Source organism: Actinomyces sp. 594 (genome assembly GCF_019325145.1).
GTDB lineage: Bacteria > Actinomycetota > Actinomycetes > Actinomycetales > Actinomycetaceae > Actinomyces.
The window spans coordinates 21,105-41,079 of the sequence record NZ_PIZC01000013.1 but is presented as its reverse complement, the minus strand read 5'-3'; the positions used below and the strand labels follow the sequence as shown (position 1 = coordinate 41,079).

General features: G+C 68.4%; 16 protein-coding genes and 2 pseudogenes. 6 read left to right on the top strand and 12 right to left on the bottom strand.

Annotation, left to right across the window (positions count from 1 at the left end; all coding sequences use genetic code 11):
* Window positions 1-1,055: LCP family protein (locus GZ998_RS01835; RefSeq protein ID WP_238994351.1), on the top strand; the 1,055-nt coding region annotated here is incomplete at its 5' end.
* A gap of 51 nt (window positions 1,056-1,106) precedes the next feature.
* Here the strand turns inward: GZ998_RS01835 and GZ998_RS01830 are convergent.
* The 10 genes and pseudogenes from GZ998_RS01830 to GZ998_RS01790 all read right to left on the bottom strand — a co-directional run bounded on the left by GZ998_RS01830 (window position 1,107) and on the right by GZ998_RS01790 (window position 8,901).
* Window positions 1,107-2,210, bottom strand: coding sequence for a glycerate kinase (locus GZ998_RS01830; RefSeq protein WP_219108612.1), 1,104 nt, complete (start codon window positions 2,208-2,210; stop codon window positions 1,107-1,109).
* Window positions 2,211-2,254: 44 nt separating this feature from the next.
* Window positions 2,255-3,217 carry a D-glycerate dehydrogenase gene (locus GZ998_RS01825; protein WP_219108609.1) on the bottom strand — a complete coding sequence of 321 codons (963 nt, stop codon included), beginning with the start codon at window positions 3,215-3,217 and terminating at the stop codon, window positions 2,255-2,257.
* Between the two features lie 92 nt (window positions 3,218-3,309).
* The gene (locus GZ998_RS12940) at window positions 3,310-3,876 is read right to left on the bottom strand and encodes a hypothetical protein (protein ID WP_257504918.1); all 567 of its coding nucleotides are present in this window, start codon (window positions 3,874-3,876) and stop codon (window positions 3,310-3,312) included.
* Window positions 3,877-3,922: 46 nt separating this feature from the next.
* Window positions 3,923-4,291, bottom strand: a pseudogene (locus GZ998_RS13435) (FGGY family carbohydrate kinase); the annotation flags it as partial.
* A 255-nt stretch (window positions 4,292-4,546) separates the two neighbouring features.
* Window positions 4,547-5,284 (bottom strand): class I fructose-bisphosphate aldolase, encoded by a 738-nt coding sequence (locus GZ998_RS01815; RefSeq protein ID WP_219108604.1) that lies wholly within the window; start codon window positions 5,282-5,284, stop codon window positions 4,547-4,549.
* Window positions 5,285-5,467: 183 nt separating this feature from the next.
* Window positions 5,468-5,767: a hypothetical protein gene (locus GZ998_RS01810; RefSeq protein ID WP_219108600.1), complete on the bottom strand. Its 300-nt coding sequence runs from the start codon at window positions 5,765-5,767 to the stop codon at window positions 5,468-5,470.
* Window positions 5,764-6,132: a zinc-binding dehydrogenase gene (locus GZ998_RS01805; protein ID WP_219108598.1), complete on the bottom strand. Its 369-nt coding sequence runs from the start codon at window positions 6,130-6,132 to the stop codon at window positions 5,764-5,766. The genes GZ998_RS01810 and GZ998_RS01805 overlap by 4 nt, the downstream gene beginning before the upstream one ends.
* Before the next feature lie 51 nt (window positions 6,133-6,183).
* A pseudogene (locus GZ998_RS13430) lies at window positions 6,184-6,464 on the bottom strand (alcohol dehydrogenase catalytic domain-containing protein); the annotation flags it as partial.
* Between the two features lie 77 nt (window positions 6,465-6,541).
* The gene (locus GZ998_RS01795) at window positions 6,542-7,438 is read right to left on the bottom strand and encodes a DeoR/GlpR family DNA-binding transcription regulator (protein WP_161923740.1); all 897 of its coding nucleotides are present in this window, start codon (window positions 7,436-7,438) and stop codon (window positions 6,542-6,544) included.
* Between the two features lie 140 nt (window positions 7,439-7,578).
* Entirely contained in the window at window positions 7,579-8,901 is a 1,323-nt protein-coding gene (locus GZ998_RS01790) for an MFS transporter (RefSeq protein ID WP_162679477.1), read from the bottom strand.
* 351 nt (window positions 8,902-9,252) lie between these two features.
* Between GZ998_RS01790 and pepN the strand changes: the two genes are divergently transcribed.
* Both pepN and GZ998_RS01780 read left to right on the top strand, forming a co-directional pair.
* Window positions 9,253-11,841: an aminopeptidase N gene (gene pepN, locus GZ998_RS01785; protein ID WP_219108596.1), complete on the top strand. Its 2,589-nt coding sequence runs from the start codon at window positions 9,253-9,255 to the stop codon at window positions 11,839-11,841.
* A 117-nt stretch (window positions 11,842-11,958) separates the two neighbouring features.
* The gene (locus tag GZ998_RS01780) at window positions 11,959-12,420 is read left to right on the top strand and encodes a glucose PTS transporter subunit IIA (protein ID WP_219108594.1); all 462 of its coding nucleotides are present in this window, start codon (window positions 11,959-11,961) and stop codon (window positions 12,418-12,420) included.
* Between the two features lie 60 nt (window positions 12,421-12,480).
* Here the strand turns inward: GZ998_RS01780 and malQ are convergent, their stop codons facing one another.
* Both malQ and GZ998_RS01770 read right to left on the bottom strand, forming a co-directional pair.
* A complete protein-coding gene (gene malQ / locus GZ998_RS01775; protein ID WP_161923737.1) occupies window positions 12,481-14,640 on the bottom strand; it encodes a 4-alpha-glucanotransferase in 2,160 nt (719 codons plus the stop codon).
* A gap of 289 nt (window positions 14,641-14,929) precedes the next feature.
* Entirely contained in the window at window positions 14,930-15,160 is a 231-nt protein-coding gene (locus tag GZ998_RS01770) for a glucose PTS transporter subunit EIIB (RefSeq protein ID WP_161923736.1), read from the bottom strand.
* Between the two features lie 279 nt (window positions 15,161-15,439).
* Here GZ998_RS01770 and ptsP point away from each other — a divergent pair, with 279 nt between their 5' ends.
* From ptsP to GZ998_RS01755, 3 genes are all read left to right on the top strand, one after another.
* Complete coding sequence (gene ptsP / locus GZ998_RS01765; RefSeq protein ID WP_219108662.1) at window positions 15,440-17,137, top strand: phosphoenolpyruvate--protein phosphotransferase; 1,698 nt, start codon at window positions 15,440-15,442, stop codon at window positions 17,135-17,137.
* Window positions 17,134-18,129, top strand: a complete 996-nt coding sequence (locus GZ998_RS01760) for an acyl-CoA thioesterase II (RefSeq protein ID WP_219108592.1) — start codon at window positions 17,134-17,136, stop codon at window positions 18,127-18,129. Before ptsP ends, GZ998_RS01760 begins: the two co-directional genes overlap by 4 nt.
* 441 nt (window positions 18,130-18,570) lie before the next feature.
* Window positions 18,571-19,975 (top strand): Ig-like domain-containing protein (locus GZ998_RS01755; RefSeq protein WP_219108590.1); only part of this gene is annotated, 1,405 nt, incomplete at its 3' end.

Genomic DNA, 19,975 nt, shown 5'->3' with positions numbered 1-19,975 from the left:
GTCGCGCCCACCAGGCGCTCTCAGCCTGGTGGGCGCGACTGCGTGCACATGCCCGCCGGCGTCCCGCGCTCACTGTCATACTCACCGTCCTGTCCCTGGGGCTCGGTCTGGGACTCGGTGACCTGGGTCTACTGCATGCCCGCATGGACCGCTTCGACGTGGACATGCCTCGGCAGCTGGGCGCAAGCAGCGCCACCGCCGACGGCAGCACCCTCCCCCAGGCGGAGACCTGGCTGGTGATCGGCACGGACTCGCGCACTGCGGTGCCCGAAGGCCCCGACCGCTACGGCAGCGTGGAAGAAGCGGGGCAGGGAGCGCGCGCCGACGTCGTCGCGCTGGTCCAGCCGGCCGCCTCCGAAGTAAACGTGCTGGTGCTGCCACGCGACCTGACCGTGGCACAGGGGCAGATGTTCGACGAGCGCCTAGCCACATCCTTCCTGCAAGGGCCACAGCACACCGTCGATTCCCTTTGCTCCGCCTTCGGTGTGTCCACCGACCACGTAGTCACGGTCGACATGGCCCAGTTCGCCGACATCGTCGACACCCTGGGCGGGGTCGACGTCGAGGTCGACGAGCCCGTACGCGACGCCTACTCGGGACTCCAGATCGAGACCGCGGGCACGCAGCATCTGAGCGGTGTGGATACCCTGGCACTCGTGCGCTCACGCCATCCGGAGGTCCTGCGCGATGGGCAGTGGGTGGCACTATCAGAGCAGGAGGGCGCCGAGCGGCGCAGCCGCTTCACCGGCGTCGTCATGCGCGCTGTACTGGCAGGGATGCTGGAGCGAGCACACAACCCCCTGGCGGTGCAGTCGCTCGCCTGGACCCTGACCGGAGACCTCGGGACCGACGTCGGCACCGGGCTGCTCGACCTGGCGCGCCTGGCCCGCACCGTGCGCGGCGCCATGGGGGCGGATGCGGACAGCGGGGTGAACCTGGTGACGGTCCCCGCAGGACCGGTCGGGGACGGCTTCGCCGCGCCCCCGACCGACGAGACCTACGCGACCCTGGCCGCCTACGGCTACACCCCCGGCACCTGCACCCCCGCCGACTGACTCGCCCAGGTCGGTAGAAATCACGCATGGCGGCACCGCACCGGCTGGGTATCAGCGCCGCAGGTAGTCGCCGACAGCGCGGCGCAGGTTCTCCTGGCCGTGGCGCAGGGCCTGTTCCAGGGGCTCGTCGGGTGGACCAACCTTGACCAGATCCTTGACTCCGTGGGAGAGCAGGTTCTCAGCACCGGCCTTGATGCGCCCGGCGAAGACGACGCAGGGCACGCCCGCCTCCGCGGCAAGCCGGGCCACCCCGGCGGGCGTCTTGCCCGCCAGGGTCTGGGCGTCCACCGAGCCCTCCCCGGTCAGCACCAGGTCCGCCCCGACGACGGCATCGGCGAGGCCGACCGCCTGGGCCACCAGCTCGACTCCGGGCTCGAGCTCCGCGCCGAGGAAGGCCCGCAGGGCGAAGCCGAGTCCGCCCGCGGCTCCCGCCCCGGGCGTGGCCGCCTCCGGCTCGTGGCCGGATAGGCGAGCCACGTGTGCCAAGGCACTATCCAGAATGGGCACGAGCTCCTCGCTAACGCCCTTCTGGGGGCCGAATACGGCGGTGGCGCCGTCGGCGCCGGTGAGCGGGTTGGTCACATCGCAGGCCACCTGGAAGCGGGTCTGGGCGAGCTGCGGGAGCATCCCGGAGGTGTCGATTTCGACGATGCGGTCGAACTGGTCCGGGTAGGGGCTGATCTCCTCGCCGTGCTCACCCAGCAACCGCGCTCCGAGAGCAGCGAGCATGCCCAGGCCGGCGTCGTTAGTGGCCGAGCCGCCGATGCCCAGGATGATGCGTCGCGCCCCGCGGCCCACGGCGTCCCCGATGAGCACTCCCAGCCCGGCGGTGTTGGAGTGCAGGACGTCGCGGTCGGCGGGGGCGATGAGCTCCAGGCCGGCGCAGCTGGCCACGTCCATGACGGCGCGATCGCCGTCGAGCCCGTAGGCGGCGCGGAGGGGCCGCCCCAGGGCGTCGACGGTGGGCGCCTCCACGGGCTCGGCGCCCCAGGCTGCGGTGACCGCATCCACGAAGCCCTCCCCGCCGTCGGACATGGGGACCATGACCGTCTCGGCGTCGGGGTGCACGTCTAGTACACCGCGCGCCATCGCCTGGGCGGCCTGCAGGGCCGTCATGTTCTCCTTGAAGGAGTCGGGCGCCAGTGCGAACTTCACGGTGCTGTCCTTTCGGTCTCGTGTACGCGGTGCCCGCAGCCTGGTCAGGACGCTTTGACCTCGGTGAGCGGCTCGCGCCCGGCCAGTACGGCAATGACATTGTCGACGGCGAGGCGGCACATGCGGTCGCGCGTCGCCTCACCGGCGCTGGCGGTGTGCGGGGTGAGCACCACCTGCTCCCGGGCGATCAGCTCGGGGTTGACGCGGGGCTCGCCCTCGAAGGTGTCGATGGCGGCTCCGCGCAGGTGCCCGGAGTCGATCGCCTCGATCAGCGCCTGCTCGTCGACGATGCCGCCGCGCGCACAGTTGACCAGGTAGGCGCCCGGCTTCATCAGAGCGAGCGTCTCGGCGTTGATCAAGTGACGCGTGGAGGGCAGCAGCGGCACGTGCAGCGTGACCACGTCGGAGGTGGCCAGCAGTTCCTCCTGACTGACGATCTCGACACCGTCGACGCTGCTGCCGAGCGGCCGGGTCGCGTCGGTGGCGATGACGCGCATGTCGAAGGCGCGGGCACGCCTGGCCACGGCCCGCCCAATGCGGCCCAGACCGATGATGCCCAGGGTTGCCCCGGCGGAGATGTCCAGGCCGACGAACATGCGCGGCCCCCACACCCAGTCGTTGCCCTCACGGATGAAGCGGTCGGCCTCGACGATGCGCCGACCGAGCGCCAGAATCAGGGCGAAGGTGTGGTCGGCGGTGGCGCCGTCCAGGACGCCGGGGGTGTTGGTGACGGTGACCCCGTGGCGGGCGGCGGCGTCCAGGTCGATGTTGTCAAAGCCGACGGCCACGTTGGCCACCACCTTCAGGCTCGGACCGGCGGCGGTGAAGAACTCCTCATCGATGCGCTCGGTGAGCGTGACAATGGCGGCATCCTTTCCCGCCACCCGTTCCAGCAGTTCCGCCCGGGCGGGCGGCGCCTCCCGGCCGACGTCGAAGCTGATCCCGGCGTAGGAGTCGAGCTCGTGGGTGACGGCGTCGGTCAGTAGCCGGGCGACGTACACAGACATGGGCGGCTTCACAGCCTCCACACTATTTGTTGAAGTGGTCATGGAACTGCCTTTCGTGAGGGGTGACAAATGGGGTAGGGCGGTCGGGGCGGTCAGATCTCCGGCAGGGGTTCGCGCCCGGTCGCGTCGGTCCAGGAGACGCGGAAGGCGTCCCAGCGGTCATCGTTGATGGCCACCCAGTCCGGCCGTGGGCTAACTCGCCGGGAGACGACCTCCGGCAGCACGACGTCGGCGATGCCGCGGGCCACCTGCGCGCGAGACGTTTCGCGGGTGATATCCACCAGCCGGGCGCAGGGCGCCTCGAACCACCGCGGCCCCCGCTCCCGCATGACGTGCGGGATGAAGAACGGGGCGGTGACCGCGTCCTCGCGGGAGATGTCGTAGGCGGTGCGGATCATCTCGGCGACGCCGCCGCCGGCCTCGCCGAAGCCGGCCGCCAGCGCCCCGGTGGCCAGGGCGTCGCCGCCGTTGGTCACCCCGTTGATCAGCCACTCCCCCGGCCGGTTGCCGCAGCGCTGCAGGGCGGTGGCGCGTGTGTCCGGCGCGTCCAGGCAGGAGTTGATCACATGGGTGGTGCCCATGATGAAGAAGGGCTTGGTGCCCGGCCTGGTGCCCAGGGCGTAGGAGGCCGCCGGGGTGTCGGCCGAGCCGACCGACACGGGGGATGTCGACGGGCAGGCCGAAGTCGGCGGCCGCCTGCGACGTGACCGTGCCGAGGATCTCCACCGCGTGCTTGACCGGCGGGAGCGTGCCCGGGTCGATGTCAAGCAGCTCGACGGTCTCCTGGATCCACCCCCGCTGTGGCTCCAGCGTGTTGAAGATGCCGGAGTAGGAGGCCTGGGTGGGGTCCAGCGCGGCCTGGCCCGTCAGCAGGGCGCCGAGCCAGGTGCCGGCCATGCCGAAGGTGGCCATGCGTGCGAAGGCGTCGGCGTCGTGATTGCGCAGGTAGGGGTGAGCCAGGGCCATGAAGGTCGACTGCGAGGGGTGGTTCCCCGTGGCCGCGAGCGCCTGCTCCGAGCGCTGATCCGAGAACTGGTTGAAGTAGTAGCGCAGGATGTTGTTGTCCCAAACCACTCCCAGTCCGCAGGCCCTCCCGGCCGCGTCCTAAGGCACGGCGACCGGGCAGTGGACGTCGATGCCGACGACGGCCTTGGTGGCCGAGGTCCCCAGGTCGATTCCGACGAATGTGCTCATCATTGAACCTCCGTCATCCTCTCGTCTTGGCGGCGCTGCCGGCCGTCAGTCCAGCAGCCTGACAGCCTCGGAGGGGACGACGCCGTCGTGCACCACCGCGCGCAGCGCCCGCACCATCTTGGCGGGGTCCTCGGCCTACCAGATGTTGCGCCCGCAGGTCATGCCCACACCGCCGGCCTCCATCACCGCGGCGGCCTGCTCCAGCACGTTGATGGGCTTGGGGGCGGGGGCGCCGCCGGCGGCGACCACGGGCGTTGGGACGGCGTCGACGACCTGCTTGAACTCCGCGGCGGAGCCGGTGTACCAGGTCTTGACGATATCGGTGCCGCACTCGGCGGCGGCCCGGGCCGCGTAGATGACGGACTCGGTGGACCCCTTGCGGTCACCCCACAGCTCGCCGGAGGGGTAGGCGTGGCAGATGACCGGCATGCCCCACTTGTGGGCCTCCTCGGTGGTGGCGGACATCATCTCCAGCATGGCGACCTGGTGCTCCGAGCCCGCGGAGATGCCGATGGCCAGGGCGTCGGCGCCCAGGCGGATGGCGTCGTGGACGGAGGCGACGGTGGCGTCGTAGGTGGGGTGGAAGTCGACGCAGAAGGTGGAGCCCTTGATGATGAGCGGGACGGTGATTTCGGTGTCCCACAGCAGGTGGCCGGCGATGCCCTTGAAGACGGCGAAGGCGTCGGGCTCGCCCTCGATGATCCGGTTGAAGGTGTTCTTGATGTCGGCCAGGCGCGGGGCGACGCCGCGCGGAACCGCCTGGTCCAGGGCCACGGACATCATGCGCCCGTCCGCGCCGAGCAGGCGGCGCATACGCAGCTGGCGGCCGAGGGCGGGGGTGGTGCCGACGGGGTTGATGGAGTAGACGGACATGGTTCTGTCTCCTTGTTTTTCGGGGTTTTTCGGGGTTTTTCGGGTTGTGTGCGGATGTGCAAGCCCGGCCCGGTGCCGGGCCACTCGGGTGAAATTGAGCCAGTGAGGCGAATAGGGGTGTGCTTGCCGGGACTCGCGTCGGGGACGCGAGCCGGAGGGGTGGTTGGCAGGAGTCGCCGGGCGTCAGGCCCAGACGTCGACGCCGACGCGCATGTCGGCACCGGAGGCGGCCAGGTCGATGGCCTCGACGGCGCGGTCTAGGGGGAGCTGCGTGCCGATCAGGTCGGCCACCCTCAGCCGACCGTCGTTGATCATCGGGGCGACCTGCTGGAAGTTCTCCAGGCGGCAGGAGGAGGCGCCGACGATCTCGTACTCGTTGTAGTGAATGTCATTGGCGACGAACTCGAGCCTGGCCTCTGAGTTGAAGCCGGCGAATACGGAGATGCGGGCACCGGGGGCGAGTACCCCGAGGTAGGGGGTCATGGCCTCGAGGCGGCCGATCGCCATGATGAACACGTCGATGCCGTCGGGGCGAATTCCCGGATCCGATCGGCGATGTCGTCCGATGGTGCGAGCACCAGGTCGGCTCCGGAGGCGCGGGCGATGTCGTGGCGGGCCTGGTTGGGCTCCACGGAGATGACCTGGCGTACGCCCTGCGCCTTGGCCAGGCGGATGTGGATCAGGCCGAGCGGCCCCGCGCCGGCCACCAGGACCGTGTCCGCCCCGGCCACCTTGGCCAGGTTCTGGCCGTTCAGGGCGCAGGAGACCGGCTCTACGATGGCGGCCTCGAGGGCGGAGACGTTGTTGATCGGAATCAGGTTCTCGCGCGCCTGGGCGGGGACCCGCACGTACTGCGACAGCCCGCCGTCGAGCTGGTAGCCGAAGGCGACGCGGTTGCGGCAGATGTTGGGGTGGCCCTTGGAGCACGCGGAGCAGGTCCCGCACGGTACAGCGGGTAGACGCAGACCTGGTCACCCATGGACACGCCGTCGGGAAGGTCACCGTTCGCGGCGACGACCTCGCCGGCGAACTCGTGCCCCAGCGTGGAGGGCAGGGTCACATTGCGGGTCTTACGGCCGGTGTAGATGCGCACGTCCGTGCCGCACAGCAGGGCCCCGGTCACCTTCAGCAGGACGTCGCCCGGTTGGAGTTCGGGGATCGGCACCTGCTCGATCCGCATGTCGTTGGCGGCGTGCAGTACGGCCTTGCGCATGGTGGCGCTCAAGTCGACGGTCGGGACGACTGTCGTTTTGCTAGTCATGGTTCTTCCTTGAAACTGAGTGAGTCTGCTTGGTTCTGCTCGCCGGCGAGCAGAATGGTGGTGGCGCCGCGGTCCTCAAGGGCCTCAATCTGCTCGGCCGAGGCGCCGGCGTCGGTGATGAGCCCCCATTCATGGGGCAGCGGGGACCAGTAGGGGTAGTCCGTGTCATCCTCGAGCTTGGAGGAGTCGGCGATGACGTACACCTGGGAGGCTTGGCGCAGCATCATCGACTTCAGCCGGGACTGGTCGTAGGTGCGCGAGGCGATGCCCCGCTCGGCACTGACGGCGTCGGCGCCGACGAAGGCGATGTTGCCGTAGATGCGGGACAGGGTCATCTCTGCATCGCCCCCGCAGATGGTCTCGTTGATGCCGCGCAGGTTGCCGCCCAGCACCAGCACGTGGACCTTGTCCTGCCCCACGAGCCGGTTGATGCAGCGCAGCCCGTTGGTGACCACGGTGAGCTCGAAGCGGTTGTCGATGGCGGCGGCGATGCGTTCCGCCGTGGAGCCGGCGTCGAGGATCACCAGGTCCCCCTCGCTGAGGAGGGAGACCGCCACCTGCGCGATCCCCTCCTTCGCGACGACGTTGCTCACCTGCCGTTGCGCCATGGTCAGTTCACTGCGCCCAGGGGCCAGCGACGCTCCCCCGTAGGTGCGTGAGATGACTTCGTTCTTCTCCAACAGCGCCAGGTCCCGACGAATAGTGACCACGGATACATCCAGTGCCTGCGCGAGCTCATTGACCGAGGCACTCCTGCCAGAGCCTTCGCCCAGCAGCTCGACTAGCCGGGCCCGCCGCCGGTCTCCCTTGGTGCGGGGCTCGCCAGTGACGCTGGAGCGAACGGTGATGGCCATGGTGCCTCCCTGGTCGTTGAGAATCGCTTCTGACCGCATCGTCCCACCTCCTTTCGTCATTGTGGTCGCATCGGGTTGCATCGTCTCCGCCGGGCCGCGCACGGTACCGGCCCTCCAGCCCGCCGTTCAGCCTGCTGTACTAGCGCCTATCCGCGCCGGGTGGTTTCCTGCCCCTGCCCTCACACCGCGACCACATCCCTGGAGAAGTCGATCTGCTCGACCTTGGGAAGCATGAAGGCGAAGACCAGGGCGCCGAAGACCGAGACCGCGCCGGACAGCAGCAGCGGCAGGCCGAAGGCACCGGTGGCGCCGTACAGGAAGCCGATGACGATCGGGTTGAGAGCGGATCCAATGTTGGAGAAGAAGTTCTGGGTGCCGCCCAGCACGCCGACGGTGGATGCCGGGACGAAGTCCGCGGGCAGGCACCAGATGGTCACGATGGTGAAGGCGGAGCCGAAGTAGGACACCGACATCAGTGCCAGCGCCAGTCCCGCGGTGGGAACGAAGGCCGCTCCGCCGATCACGGCGCACAACAGCATCCCGACGACCAGGCAGGTCTTGCGCACGCGCGTCACCGACCAGCCCCGCTTGAGCAATGCGTCGTTGATCAGGCCGCCACTCCACGAGCCGATGATGGAGCAGATCGGGGGGATCGCGCCGAAGGCTCCGAGCTTGAGCAGGTCGAAGCCGCGCTCGTCGACCAGGTAGGTGGGGAACCAGGTCAGGAAGAACGTCACCGCGAAGTTCACGCAGAAGAAGCCGATCATCATGGCCCACACGGCGCGCTTGCGCAGCAGGATGAGTACCGGGATGGCCTTCTCGGTGCCGGCCGCAGCCGCCTCACGCTCCTCTTCGTCGCGGCCCTCGTTGATAACCGCCATCTCCTCCTCGCCGATTGAGCTGACAAGCTGTGGACGGCGATAGAGCGCCCACCAGCCCAGGGCCCACAGGATCCCGAGCACACCGGCGATCAGGAAGACCCACCGCCAGCCCCACAGTCCAATGATCCCGGCGATCACCGGGGTTGCGATGGCCGAGCCGATACGCGCGCCGGAGTCGTAGACGGAGGTGGCGCGTGCACGCTCCCGCTGGGGGAACCAGCGGGAGACGGTCTTTGCAGATGCGGGGTAGGCGCCCGACTCGCCAATGCCAAGGCCGAGCCTGAGTCCGAACAGCATGGCGAAGCTGCTGGTGAGGAAGGTGGCGCCGGTGCACACTGACCACACGAACACCGAGGCTCCGAACATGACGCGCTCGCCGAACTTGTCGATCAGGGAGCCCGCGGGGATCTGCATGATCGCGTACGACCAGGAGAAGACCGACAGGATGAGCCCCTGCTCGCCGGGAGTGATGTGGAAGTCCTTGGTCATATAGGGCAGAGACACCGAGATCGCCGAGCGGTCGATGTAGTTGATGGCCAGGCCGATGGCGCAAACGACGGCGACGACCCAACGCCAGTTGGTCTTGCCCTGCCGCCGCACGGGCGTAGCTGCTGCTGTCATGGATACCTCCTTGTACCTCAAAACTGAGCGGTTCTCTCATGCGAGAGCCGTAAAATGATCGGTTCGATCATCTGATACCTCAAGCACGCTTGCTTCCGGCACGCCGGTCAAGTTGTTCGATCATATCGATCACCATATTGAACGATTCGATCGTCTACTGCGGCTTGAGATGGGCCTTTAGCCCCAGATAACCGCCGCCGCTCCCGCCCCTCCCCACACAGGCGGCCCACGTGCACCCACGTCGCATGCTCCGATTTCCGGCCCCAGGCCGTCGATGCGACAATCGCCCGGGGACTCGCGGCTCACACCGCGGTTCCCAGAGCATCTGCCAATACGACTGAAGGAGCTTTCGTGCCCGGCCAGAACCTCACCCGCGAGGAGGCGGTGGCGCGCGCCGCCGTCGTCTCCGCCGACAGTTACGACGTCGTCCTGGATCTGTCCGGCGCCGCGGACTCCGCCAACGCCACCTTCCGTTCCACCACGACGGTCCGCTTCACCGCCACCCCGGGGGCGTCCACCTTCATCGACCTGATCGCCCCGGCAGTGCACGCGGTGACACTCAACGGGAACGAGCTCGACCCGCAGCAGGTCTTCGCCGACTCGCGTATCGCGCTGGCGGACCTGCGCGCGGACAACGAGCTGACCGTGGTCGCCGACTGCGCCTATATGCACACCGGAGAGGGCCTGCACCGCTTCACCGACCCGGCTGACGGCGAGACCTACCTGTACACCCAGTTCGAGGTGCCCGACGCCCGCCGCGTGTACGCCGTGTTCGAGCAGCCCGATCTGAAGGCCCCCTTCCGCTTCACCGTCACCGTGCCCGAGGGCTGGACGGTGCTGTCCAACTCCCCCACGCCCGTACCCACGCCGGCCGCCGTCGGCACACACACCTTCGCCTTTACGCCCAGCGAGCGCATCAGCTCCTACATCACGGCGATCGTGGCTGGCCCTTATACGGGAACCACCGACGTCTACACGGCCGCCGACGGCCGCAACATTCCCCTGGGCGTGTACTGCCGCAAGAGCCTGGCGGAGTTCATGGACGCCGAGGAGATCCTGTCGATCACCAAGAACGGCTTCGCCTACTACGAGGAGCTATTCGGCACTCCGTACGCCTTCAGCAAGTACGACCAGGCCTTCGTGCCCGAGTTCAACGCCGGCGCGATGGAGAACGCCGGCATCGTCACCCACCGCGACGACTACATCTTCCGTTCCCGCCCCGTGCAGGCACGCGTCGAGCGCCGCGCTGAGACCATCCTGCACGAGCTGGCACACATGTGGTTCGGGGACCTGGTCACCATGAAGTGGTGGGACGACCTGTGGCTGAACGAGTCCTTCGCCGAGTACTGCTCCACGCTCGCCGTCGCCGAAGCCACCCGCTGGACCGACGCCTGGACCACCTTCCAGGTGCTGGAGAAGAACTGGGCGTACAACCAGGACCAGCTCTCCTCCACCCACCCGATCGCCGCGCAGATCAACGACCTGCACGATGTGGAGGTCAACTTCGACGGCATCACCTACGCCAAGGGCGCCTCCGTGCTGTCCGCGCTGGTGGCGTATGTGGGACGCGAGTCATTCTTCGCCGGCATCAAGAACTACCTGGCGGCCCACGCCTACGCCAACGCCACTCTGGCCGACCTGCTTGGCGAGCTGGAAAAAGTCTCCGGCCGCGACCTGTCCGCCTGGACCCGGGTCTGGCTGCAGGAGGCGGGTGTGACCACACTGCGCCTGGAGCTGGACACCGATGCCGACGGCGTGCTAACCTCCGCCGCGATCGTGCAGGAGATTCCGGCAGGCTCGCCGGCCTCGCTGCGCCCCCACCGCGTGGTGCTGGGCTCCTACGCCCTCGGGTCCCAGGCCCCGGCCGCCCTGGAGCGCACCGGACGCATTGAGCTCGACGTCGCCGGGGCGCGCACCGAGGTGCCCGAGCTGGTAGGCACCGTACGCCCTGATGTCCTCCTACTGAACGATGAGGACCTGACCTACGCCAAGGTGCGCCTGGACGCCGCCTCGCTCGCCACCGGGCTGGCGCATGTTGAGTCCTTCACCACCTCCCTGCCACGCTCGGTGCTGGTGGCCAGCGCCTGGGACATGGTGCGCGACGGCGAGCTGCCGGCCGTCGACTTCCTGGCCGCCGCGCTGCGAGCACTGCGTGCCGAGACGCATTCCAGCGTAGTGCAGGGGCTGCTGGCGCGGGTGGCGACCTGCCTGTCGGCCTACCTGCCCCCGGCCGAGCGTCGGGAAGCGGCTGCGTCGACCACTGACACGCTGCTGGACCTAGCACGCGCCGCCGAGGCCGGCAGCGACACCCAGCTACAGCTGGTGCGCGCCGTCGCCGCTCATGCCGTCACCAGCAACCAGCTCGACGCCGTCGCCGCCTGGCTGGCCGGGTCGGCACCCCTGCCGGGCCTGGTGGTGGACCAAGACCTGCGCTGGGAGCTGCTGGTGGGGCTGGTCGCCGCCGGCCGCTGCGGCGAGGCGGAGATCGCCGCCGAGGAGGCGCGCGACCGTACAACCACGGGCCGTGAGCGCGCCGCCCAGGCGCGGGCCGCCGTTCCCACCGCGGAGGCGAAGGCGGCAGCCTGGCGCGAGCTGGTGGACAACGCCTCCCTGCCCAATGAGACTCAGGTGAAGATGCTCGCCGGCTTCAACATGGTCGAGCGCAACCCCGAGCTGCTGGCCCCCTACGTCTCGGAGTACGTCAGGGAGGCAGACGGCATCTGGAGCTCGCGCACCTTCCACATGGCCGAGAATCTGCTGGCCAGACTGTGGTCTACCACCACCGTGGGGCTGCCCGGCGTCGACCCGGCCGCCGCTCTGGAGGGCTGGCTGGCCGCTCACATCGATGCTCCCGCCGCCTTCCGCCGGATCGTGAGCGAGAACCTCGACGACACCCTCAGGGTGATGCGAGTCCAGGCCCGGGGACACGCGGGCGAGTGAACACGTTCGCTTGAACGGGCGGCCCCGGTTCCGCGCTCGGCATGACGAACGGCGGAACCGGGCCCCTTGCCCACTACTGGTACCGGACAACACTCACGAAGGCACGAAGGAGCTTTGATGAACACCTTGATCCACTCCCCTCTTGCTGGTCGCGTGATCGCGCTCAGCGATGTGCCGGACCCGGTGTTTGCCGCCGGGATGCTCGGTCCCGGAGTCGCCGTCGACCCCGATCCCGCCGACGGTGGGAACGTGACCGCGCTGGCCCCGGTCAGCGGGAGAGTCACCAAGATCCACCCCCATGCCTTCATCGTGGCTGACACCTCCGGGCGCGGTGTCCTGGTACACCTGGGCCTGGACACCGTGCAGCTGGAAGGGGAGGGTTTCACGCTTCTGGTTGAGCAGGGCGATGCCGTAACCGTAGGCGACCCGGTGGTCACCTGGTGCCCGAGCGCCGTCGCCGCCGGCGGCCGCAGTCCGATCGTCCCGGTCGTAGCCCTCCAGGCTGACGCCACTCAGATAGCCCAGCCCGCCGCCCGTACCCATGTGGATGCGGGCGAGGCGCTATTCACCTGGGCCTGACCGGTTCGTCCAGTCCTGGCCGACCGCCGCCAGCGATTTCGACGCGGGCGGCGGCCGGGATCAGCGACGAAACTCCTCGCGCACGGCGGTAAGCAGACTGGCAAGACGCACGTTGCTCGGCAGATCCTCTACCAGGACAACCTCTCCCGAACCGTCCGCAAGAGGCATTTTCCAGTTCGGGTACTCCTGATCCGTGCCGGGCTGGTTCTGCGCGCGGCGCTCGCCCACGCCGTCAACCAGGGCGACCCCTACAAGGGCCGACGGCGTGCGGACCACATAGCGGTACAGGGCCTCGACGGTCTCCCGCTCGGAGGGGTCCTCGCTCAGCAGGTCGTATTCGCGCAGGCGGCTGAGCATGCGCTCCCGCTCGATACGGGCCTCGGTGCGCACCTGGTCGACCGGCTCCGTGAGCAGCCCGAGCCGCTCGCGCAGTGCCACGTGCTCATCCGCGAGATATCCGGCGGTGGGCGGCAAGTCGTGGGTGTTGACCGTAGACAGGGACAGGTGCCGGTACGCTCCCGGCTCCAGCGGCCAGCCGTCCTCCTCCTGCTTCTCGAACCAGAGCACGGAGGTGCCCAGCACGCCCCGGCTGGCCAGGTACTCGCGCGCCCACGGCTCCACCGTGCCCAGGTCCTCGCCGATGATGACGGCGCCCGCCCGGTGCGCCTCCAGCAGGAGCACACCGATCATCGCCTCATGGTCGTAGCGCACGTATGCGCCCTGGTCCGCGCGCAGTCCGTCCGGGATCCACCACAGGCGGAACAGCCCGATGACGTGATCGATACGCAGAGCCCCGGCATGGCGCAGCACGGTGCCGACCATGTCCCGCAGCGGCGCGTAGGCGGTCTCCGCCAGCCGGACCGGGTCCCACGGCGGCTGGGACCAGTTCTGGCCCAGCTGGTTGTACATATCCGGCGGGGCGCCGACGCCGACGCCGGCCGCAAAGGCCTCCGGCTCGGCCCAGGCGTCCGCGCCTCGGGGGTGTACGCCGACCGCCAGGTCATCCATCAGGCCCAGGCTCATGCCGGCGGCCTTCGCCTCGGCTTGGGCCCGCGCCAGCTGCTCATCGACGATCCATTGCAGCCAGGCGTAAAAGTCTATGCGGTCCGCGAGGGTACGCGCCTCATTGGCCACAAAAGCGCTGGAGGCGTCCTTAAGGTTGTCCGGCCAGTCCTCGAAGTTCCCGTACTTCTCCATGAGCGCGCACCACAGCGCAAAGCGCTCCAGCCCCTGCCCCTGGGCCTGGCGGAAGCGTTCGAAGTCGCGTTGCCGGGACCGGGAGCGACCGGCGGCGAAAATCACTTCCAGGGCTTCGCGCTTGGCCTTCCATGCGGCGTCACGATCAATGGCGTCTGCGGTCAGGTTCGCGTCCGCGACCTCCTCGTGGGCCCATTGCACCAGCGAGCGCCGCGGGCCGGACAACCGGGAGACCTCCAAGATGTTCTCCGGCCGGATATAGATGGGGTTGACGAAGCGCCGCGTGACCGGCAGGTACGGCGAGGGCGTCATCGGACCCACCGGCTCGGCGGCATGCATAGGGTTGATCAGCAGGAAGTCTGCTCCCTCGTCGCCCAGGAAACCGACCAGCTCGGTCAGATCGTCCGCGTCGCCGACTCCCCAGGAGTCGCGGGAGCGAATCGAGTACAGCTGGGCCATGACCCCCCAGCCCCGGCCGCCCAGGGACGCGGGCAGGTCCAGGTGGTCCGGGGCCACCGCGAGCGCGGCGGTTGCACGGTAGTGTCCGCGCTCGTCGGAGCCGTCGATCTCCGCGACGATCGTGTGCCAGCCCAACGGCAGGTCTTCGGGGATAACGAAGGATGCCTGCCCGATGGTGGCACCATCGACCTCCCGCGGCGCGGTCCAGTCATCCGCCTGCAGCAGCTGCAGGGTGTCGCCCTCCTCCAGGATGATGTGCATCTGGACATGAGCGCCTTCGGGCATGTGCACCGGCACAGTTGCCTGGGTGCCGGCGCGCACCACCACGGTAGGCGGCAGGGTCCGGCGCCACGGGGCAATCTCAACCTCGCGCAGCGCCTCTTCAACCTCTTGCGCGGTATCGGCCTTTACGCCTAGTGCTGCCAGCACAGCCACCAGCGTGGTGCGCGACGGGGCAGCGAGATTGCCATGGAAGTCCCAGTACTCGGTGGAGACCCCGTGGGCCTCGGCGAGCTGCTTGAGACGCTCGTCAGGAAGGTCGGATGCGGCGGTCGATTCGGTCATTGCGGTTCAGCCTAGTGCTCGGTCGCGCGTGCGCGCGAGGGGGCGTCCCCGGTTACCTGGGGCGCGGGAAGTTGCTTTCAAGTGATACCCCACCGGCTCAACCGAGCGGCTGCGCGGCCGACGCGGCGGGCGGGAACATCTCTTGCAGAAAGCGTTTCATACGTTCGGCGCCAATGCCAGTCGCCCACGCCGGGCGGCGCCCGCTTCACCTAGCCGGGCAGTCCCAGCCCCACGCGGGCCGCCGCGGGCGGCCGGGCCCGCTCGCCACGGCCGCCGGGCAGGCCCGCCGTCAGTCGAGTTCAGCAATCTCCTGGGCGATCGTGTCCGCCGTGGGACCCACCACCACTTGAACCACCCGGCCGGAGCGGACCACCCCGAACGCACCGGTGGCGCGCAGCGCCTCCTCGTCTACCTTCTCCTGATCAACAACCTCAACCCGCAGACGAGTGATGCAGGGCTCCAGGTCGGAAATGTTCTCGCGCCCGCCCAGGCCGGCGACGATTTCGGCTGCAGTGCTCATGCGTGCTCCTCGTAGTACCTCGTGCTCGACATCACTTTATCGCAGTTCGCGGTCGCAGCGGGCGCATTCAGCTCCCGGCCCACGCAGAGCGGGCGTCGCCGCCCGAGGCCGCGCCTTAGGGGAACACAAGTGAAGCCGTAGAGTGCTGTCCGTCCGACTCCAGGGCCGAGCCCAGGGTGTCAATCGTCATTCATCCAATGGCAGAATCGCTCCCCGAAGCACAGACTCGGTGCACAATGAGTCATGACACCCGTCTCCATCGCTGTTGAGGAGCACCGTATGGCCCCGTCCGCCGCAACCCCAACCCCTCTGACCGGCATTGGCGTGAGCCCCGGACTCGTCGCCGGACCCGTCGCCCGCATGGCACCCGGTATCACCGAGCCCGAGATCGCCACCCTGGATCCGAGCCGCGACATTGACAAGGAGTGCGACCGCATCGCCGCGGCCGCGCAGACAGTCAAGAAGGGTCTCGAGCTCTCCGCCGCCGAGGCCAAGGGTGATGGCCGCACGCTCCTGGAGACGACTGCCCAGATGGCAGCCGACCCCACGCTGACCTCCTCGGCTCAGGCGATGGTGCGTGAGCGCCGCCTCGTGCCCGAGCGCGCCGTCTGGGAGGCCGCTGGCACCCTCGCCTCCATGCTGGAGTCCCTGGGCGGCTACATGGCAGAGCGCACACGTGACGTGCAGGATGTCCGCGACCGCATCGTCGCGGTGCTGACCGACTCGCCGATGCCCGGCATCCCCCGTCTGCCGGAGCCCTTCGTACTGGTAGCCGAGGACCTCGCCCCTGCAGACACCGCCCTGCTGGACCCGGAGAAGGTCGTGGCCTTCGTAACCTCCGAGGGCGGTCCCACATCGCACACCGCCATCCTCGCCCGCGCCCTGGGCATGCCGGCGATCGTAGGTACCGGCGCCGAGGTCACCGACCAGCTCTCCGATGGTGACATCGTCCTGGTGGACGGCACCAAGGGAACGATCGTCCTCGATCCGAGCGAGGACCAGCTGCGCCGCGCCCGCGAACTGGCCAGCCGCGTGCGCGTGTTCAACGGCGACGGCGCCACCAAGGACGGCCACGAGGTGCAGCTGCTCGCCAACGTGGGTGACGGTGCTGCCGCCCGCTCGGCAGCGGAGGCAAACGCCATGGGCGTGGGCCTGTTCCGCACCGAGTTCTGCTTCTTGGATCAGCCGGAGGAGCCGAGCGTCGACGAGCAGGTTGAGGCATACAAGGCCGTGCTGGCCGCCTTCCCCGGGAAGAAAGTGGTTGTGCGCACGCTAGACGCCGGCGCAGACAAGCCCCTGCCCTTCCTCACCGATGCCACCGAGGCGAACCCGGCCCTAGGTGTACGGGCCTACCGCACCACGCGCCGCGACCCGGAGGTGCTCGACCACCAGCTGGAGGCACTGGCCAAGGCGGAGGCCGAGACCGAGGCCAAGGTATGGGTGATGGCACCCATGATCTCCACAGCGGAGGAGGCGAAGGCCTTCACCGAGAAGGCCCGCTCCTACGGCCTGCAGACTGCGGGCATGATGATTGAGGTGCCCTCGGCCGCAATCATGGCGGACAAGATGTTCGAGCACGCCGATTTCGCCTCGATCGGCACGAATGACCTGACCCAGTACGTCATGGCGGCGGACCGACTGCTGTCCTCGCTGGCGGACCTGTCCACGGCCTGGCAGCCTGCCGTGCTGCGCCTGATCAAGCAGGCCTGTGACGGCGCCGCCCCGCACGGTCGTCCGGTCGGCGTTTGCGGTGAGGCCGCCGCCGATCCGGCGCTTGCGACGGTGCTGGTGGGCCTAGGCGTGGCCAGCCTGTCCATGACCGCACGTGCCCTGCCTGATGTCGACGCCGTGCTGAAGTCGGTGGACCTGACCGATTGCCAGCGCCTGGCCGGCATCGCCACGGCGTCGGCGACCGCCGATGAGGCCCGGCAGGCGGTACGCGCCGAACTGCCGATTCTGGAGGAGCTCGGTCTTTGACACGGCCATACCCCGTTCCCCCCGCCAGCACCGAACCACTTGGCTCCGTTACGCGGATCCTCGCCTTGGAGGAGGTGACCGGCGCGGGGAACGAGGTTGAGGCCTTCACCGGCTCCTCGCTCCCCCAGATCTCCGGACGGATCTACGGCGGGCAGGTCGTGGCCCAGGGCCTGCTCGCGGCGGCCGCCACCATGGTCGATGACGGTGATGGTCCCCGCCAACCCCACTCGGTGCATGCTTTCTTCATGCGTGGCGGCAAGCCCGGGCAACAACTGCGATTCGACGTCGAGCGCATGCACGACGGCCGCTCGTTCTCTCAGCGACGCACCACCACCACACAGGACGGCGTGCCGATCCTGACCATGGTCGCCTCATTCCAGGAGCAGCAGGAGGGCACAGAGGTGCAGCTGGCGGCGCCCGACGTGCCGCGGCCGGATGACTTGGTCAGCGCCTTGGAGATCTTCCGCTCCATTGATCACCCGGTGGCAAAGTTCCTGGGGCGCACTACAGCCTTCGACATTAGGCACGTGGAAGGCAACATCTACCTGCGCCCGGGCAAGCGCGTACAGGGGCGGCAGCATCTGTGGGTGCGATCGCGCGGAGCACTTCCACCGAGCACCACTCAGACGGTGCATCGGGCGCTGCTGACCTATATGTGCGACCAGGTCATGCTGGAGCCGGCGCTGCGTAGTCAGGGATTGTCCTGGCGCAGTGAGGGCATGAGCCTGGCAACCCTGGATCACGCCCAGTGGTTCCACCGCGATGTGGATGCCGGCGACTGGCTGCTGTTCGTTCAGGACTCCCCCACTTCTCAGGGCGGACGCTCGATGGCCCGCGCGGAGGTGTTCGACTCCGCGGGCCGACTGGTCTCCTCCATCGCCCAGGAGGGCATGATCCGCACCCCCACCGCCGAGGCGCACGGAAGCGGCGACTGGGCGATTCGTGTAGCAGAAGGAGACGACGGCGGGCCGATCCCGGACGCCACCGCCTGAAGCCGCACGCGCCCGCTCACTGCGCGCCGGTCGTGCCCCTGTTACCGACTTCTTCGCTCATTTGCGGATCGCTTACAGACTTCGGTCCCGCGCGCGCTGCACAGTCCTGCGGTATTCCCATAGCATCGCGGCGACATGCCTGCGCAGGCCCGGTTTCAGCCACGGTCACGGGAGACGCACACTTGAATGGCGGTCGCATAGCGCACACTAGCAATTTACTGGTTAGTACTCCGGTGACAAACGCAACAGACTACAACTCATTTCCTGTCAGAAACGCCGGCTTCCACCTCCACCCGCAGGTATGATGCTCAACTGAAACCTGCCGTCACGGAGACTCGCCATTACTCGCCCCACAGCTATAAACGTCGGGCGTGACGCAGTTCCCGCGGCAGCCGGTCCCACTACTAATAGACCCCGCACGCACCTGAGGAAAGGAGCATCATGCGCGCTCGCGCAGCTTCACGTCTTCTTGCGGTGCTTGCCCTGGGAGCACTGGCCCTGGCGATGATCGTCCCCGCGGCGTTCCACACCACGGCGAGTGCTGTTGAAGGCAGCTGCACCGCGACTTCCGAAACCCCTGACATCTCGCTTCTCAAGGATGATCAGCCCGTGTCCGCCGATAACACGGCGGTCGCCTGGGAAATGCTAAAACTGCAGTTTGACCTCGCACTTGAGGAAGGCCACTGCGCCGGCCAGACCTATGAGATCAGCACGCCTGCAGAACTCCGCTTCGACTCCGGAACCACCTGGAACCTCAGCACCAAGGAAGGCGACGTCGCCGCAACCATGACGTACGTCGCTGACGAAGGCGCTGACACGGGCCGCCTGGTGATTACTCTGACTGAGTACGTCGAGTCCCACCAGGATGTCACTCTCTCCGGCTGGATTGACACGCGCCTGACAAGTGCGATCACGCCGTCAACTACTGAGACTCTTACTTTCAACACAAATGGCAAGGTGACCACGGTTGTAGTTCCGGTCGGGGAGTGCGTTGGGAACTGCACCGAGATGCCCCGCGCCGCGGGCAAGTACGGTTCTGCAGCCGCAGCGGACGAATCCGGCACCCGCCCGGGCAGTGTCACGATTCAGACCCCCACCATCACCGAGGACATGGCGGGCGGAGCCGCTTCCGTAACGGCGGAGTGGACCGATACCGTCACCTCTGCCGGCCAGGCCTTCACGTGCGAAGCCTCCGCCTACTCCTACACCGGCCGCAATGAGTGGGGTGACCCCACCGGAGGCTCCAGCGCCCAGGTGACCGTCACTAGCTGCGACGACACTACCATCACGGGCACGATCGTGATTCCGACCGGCCAGTTCGCCCGGATCATCCTGCCGATGACGTTCACCGGAGCAGGCCCCTGGACCGATGACGCCTCTGTGGTCATCGCCGGTACCTCGCACAATGCTGAGACCACCGTGGTTCGTCGCGATGGCGGCGGCTCCGCAGACGGCTCGGTTCCGGTGACGCCGACTCCCTCCGAGTCCCCGACTCCGAGCGAGTCCCCGACTCCCTCCGAGTCCCCGGCTCCCTCCGAGTCCCCGACTCCGAGCGAGTCCCCGGCTCCTTCCGAGTCGCCTACGCCTTCCGAGTCGACAACACCGACGGAGGCCGCGCCCCCCAGCGAGTCGCCGAGCGCACAGGCCACTGCCCCGACCACGCCCTCTGCCCCGGCGACCGCCAAGGCGACCAGCGGAAAGACCAGCGCGCCTGCTGCAACCGCCTCCGCTACGACGCCGTCCCGCCCCTCGCTGGCACGCACCGGAGCCAACAGCCTGGTGCTTGTCCTCGGCGCGGGCTCCCTGCTGATCACAGGGGCGGTCGCTCTGCAGCGCGCCCGCGTTC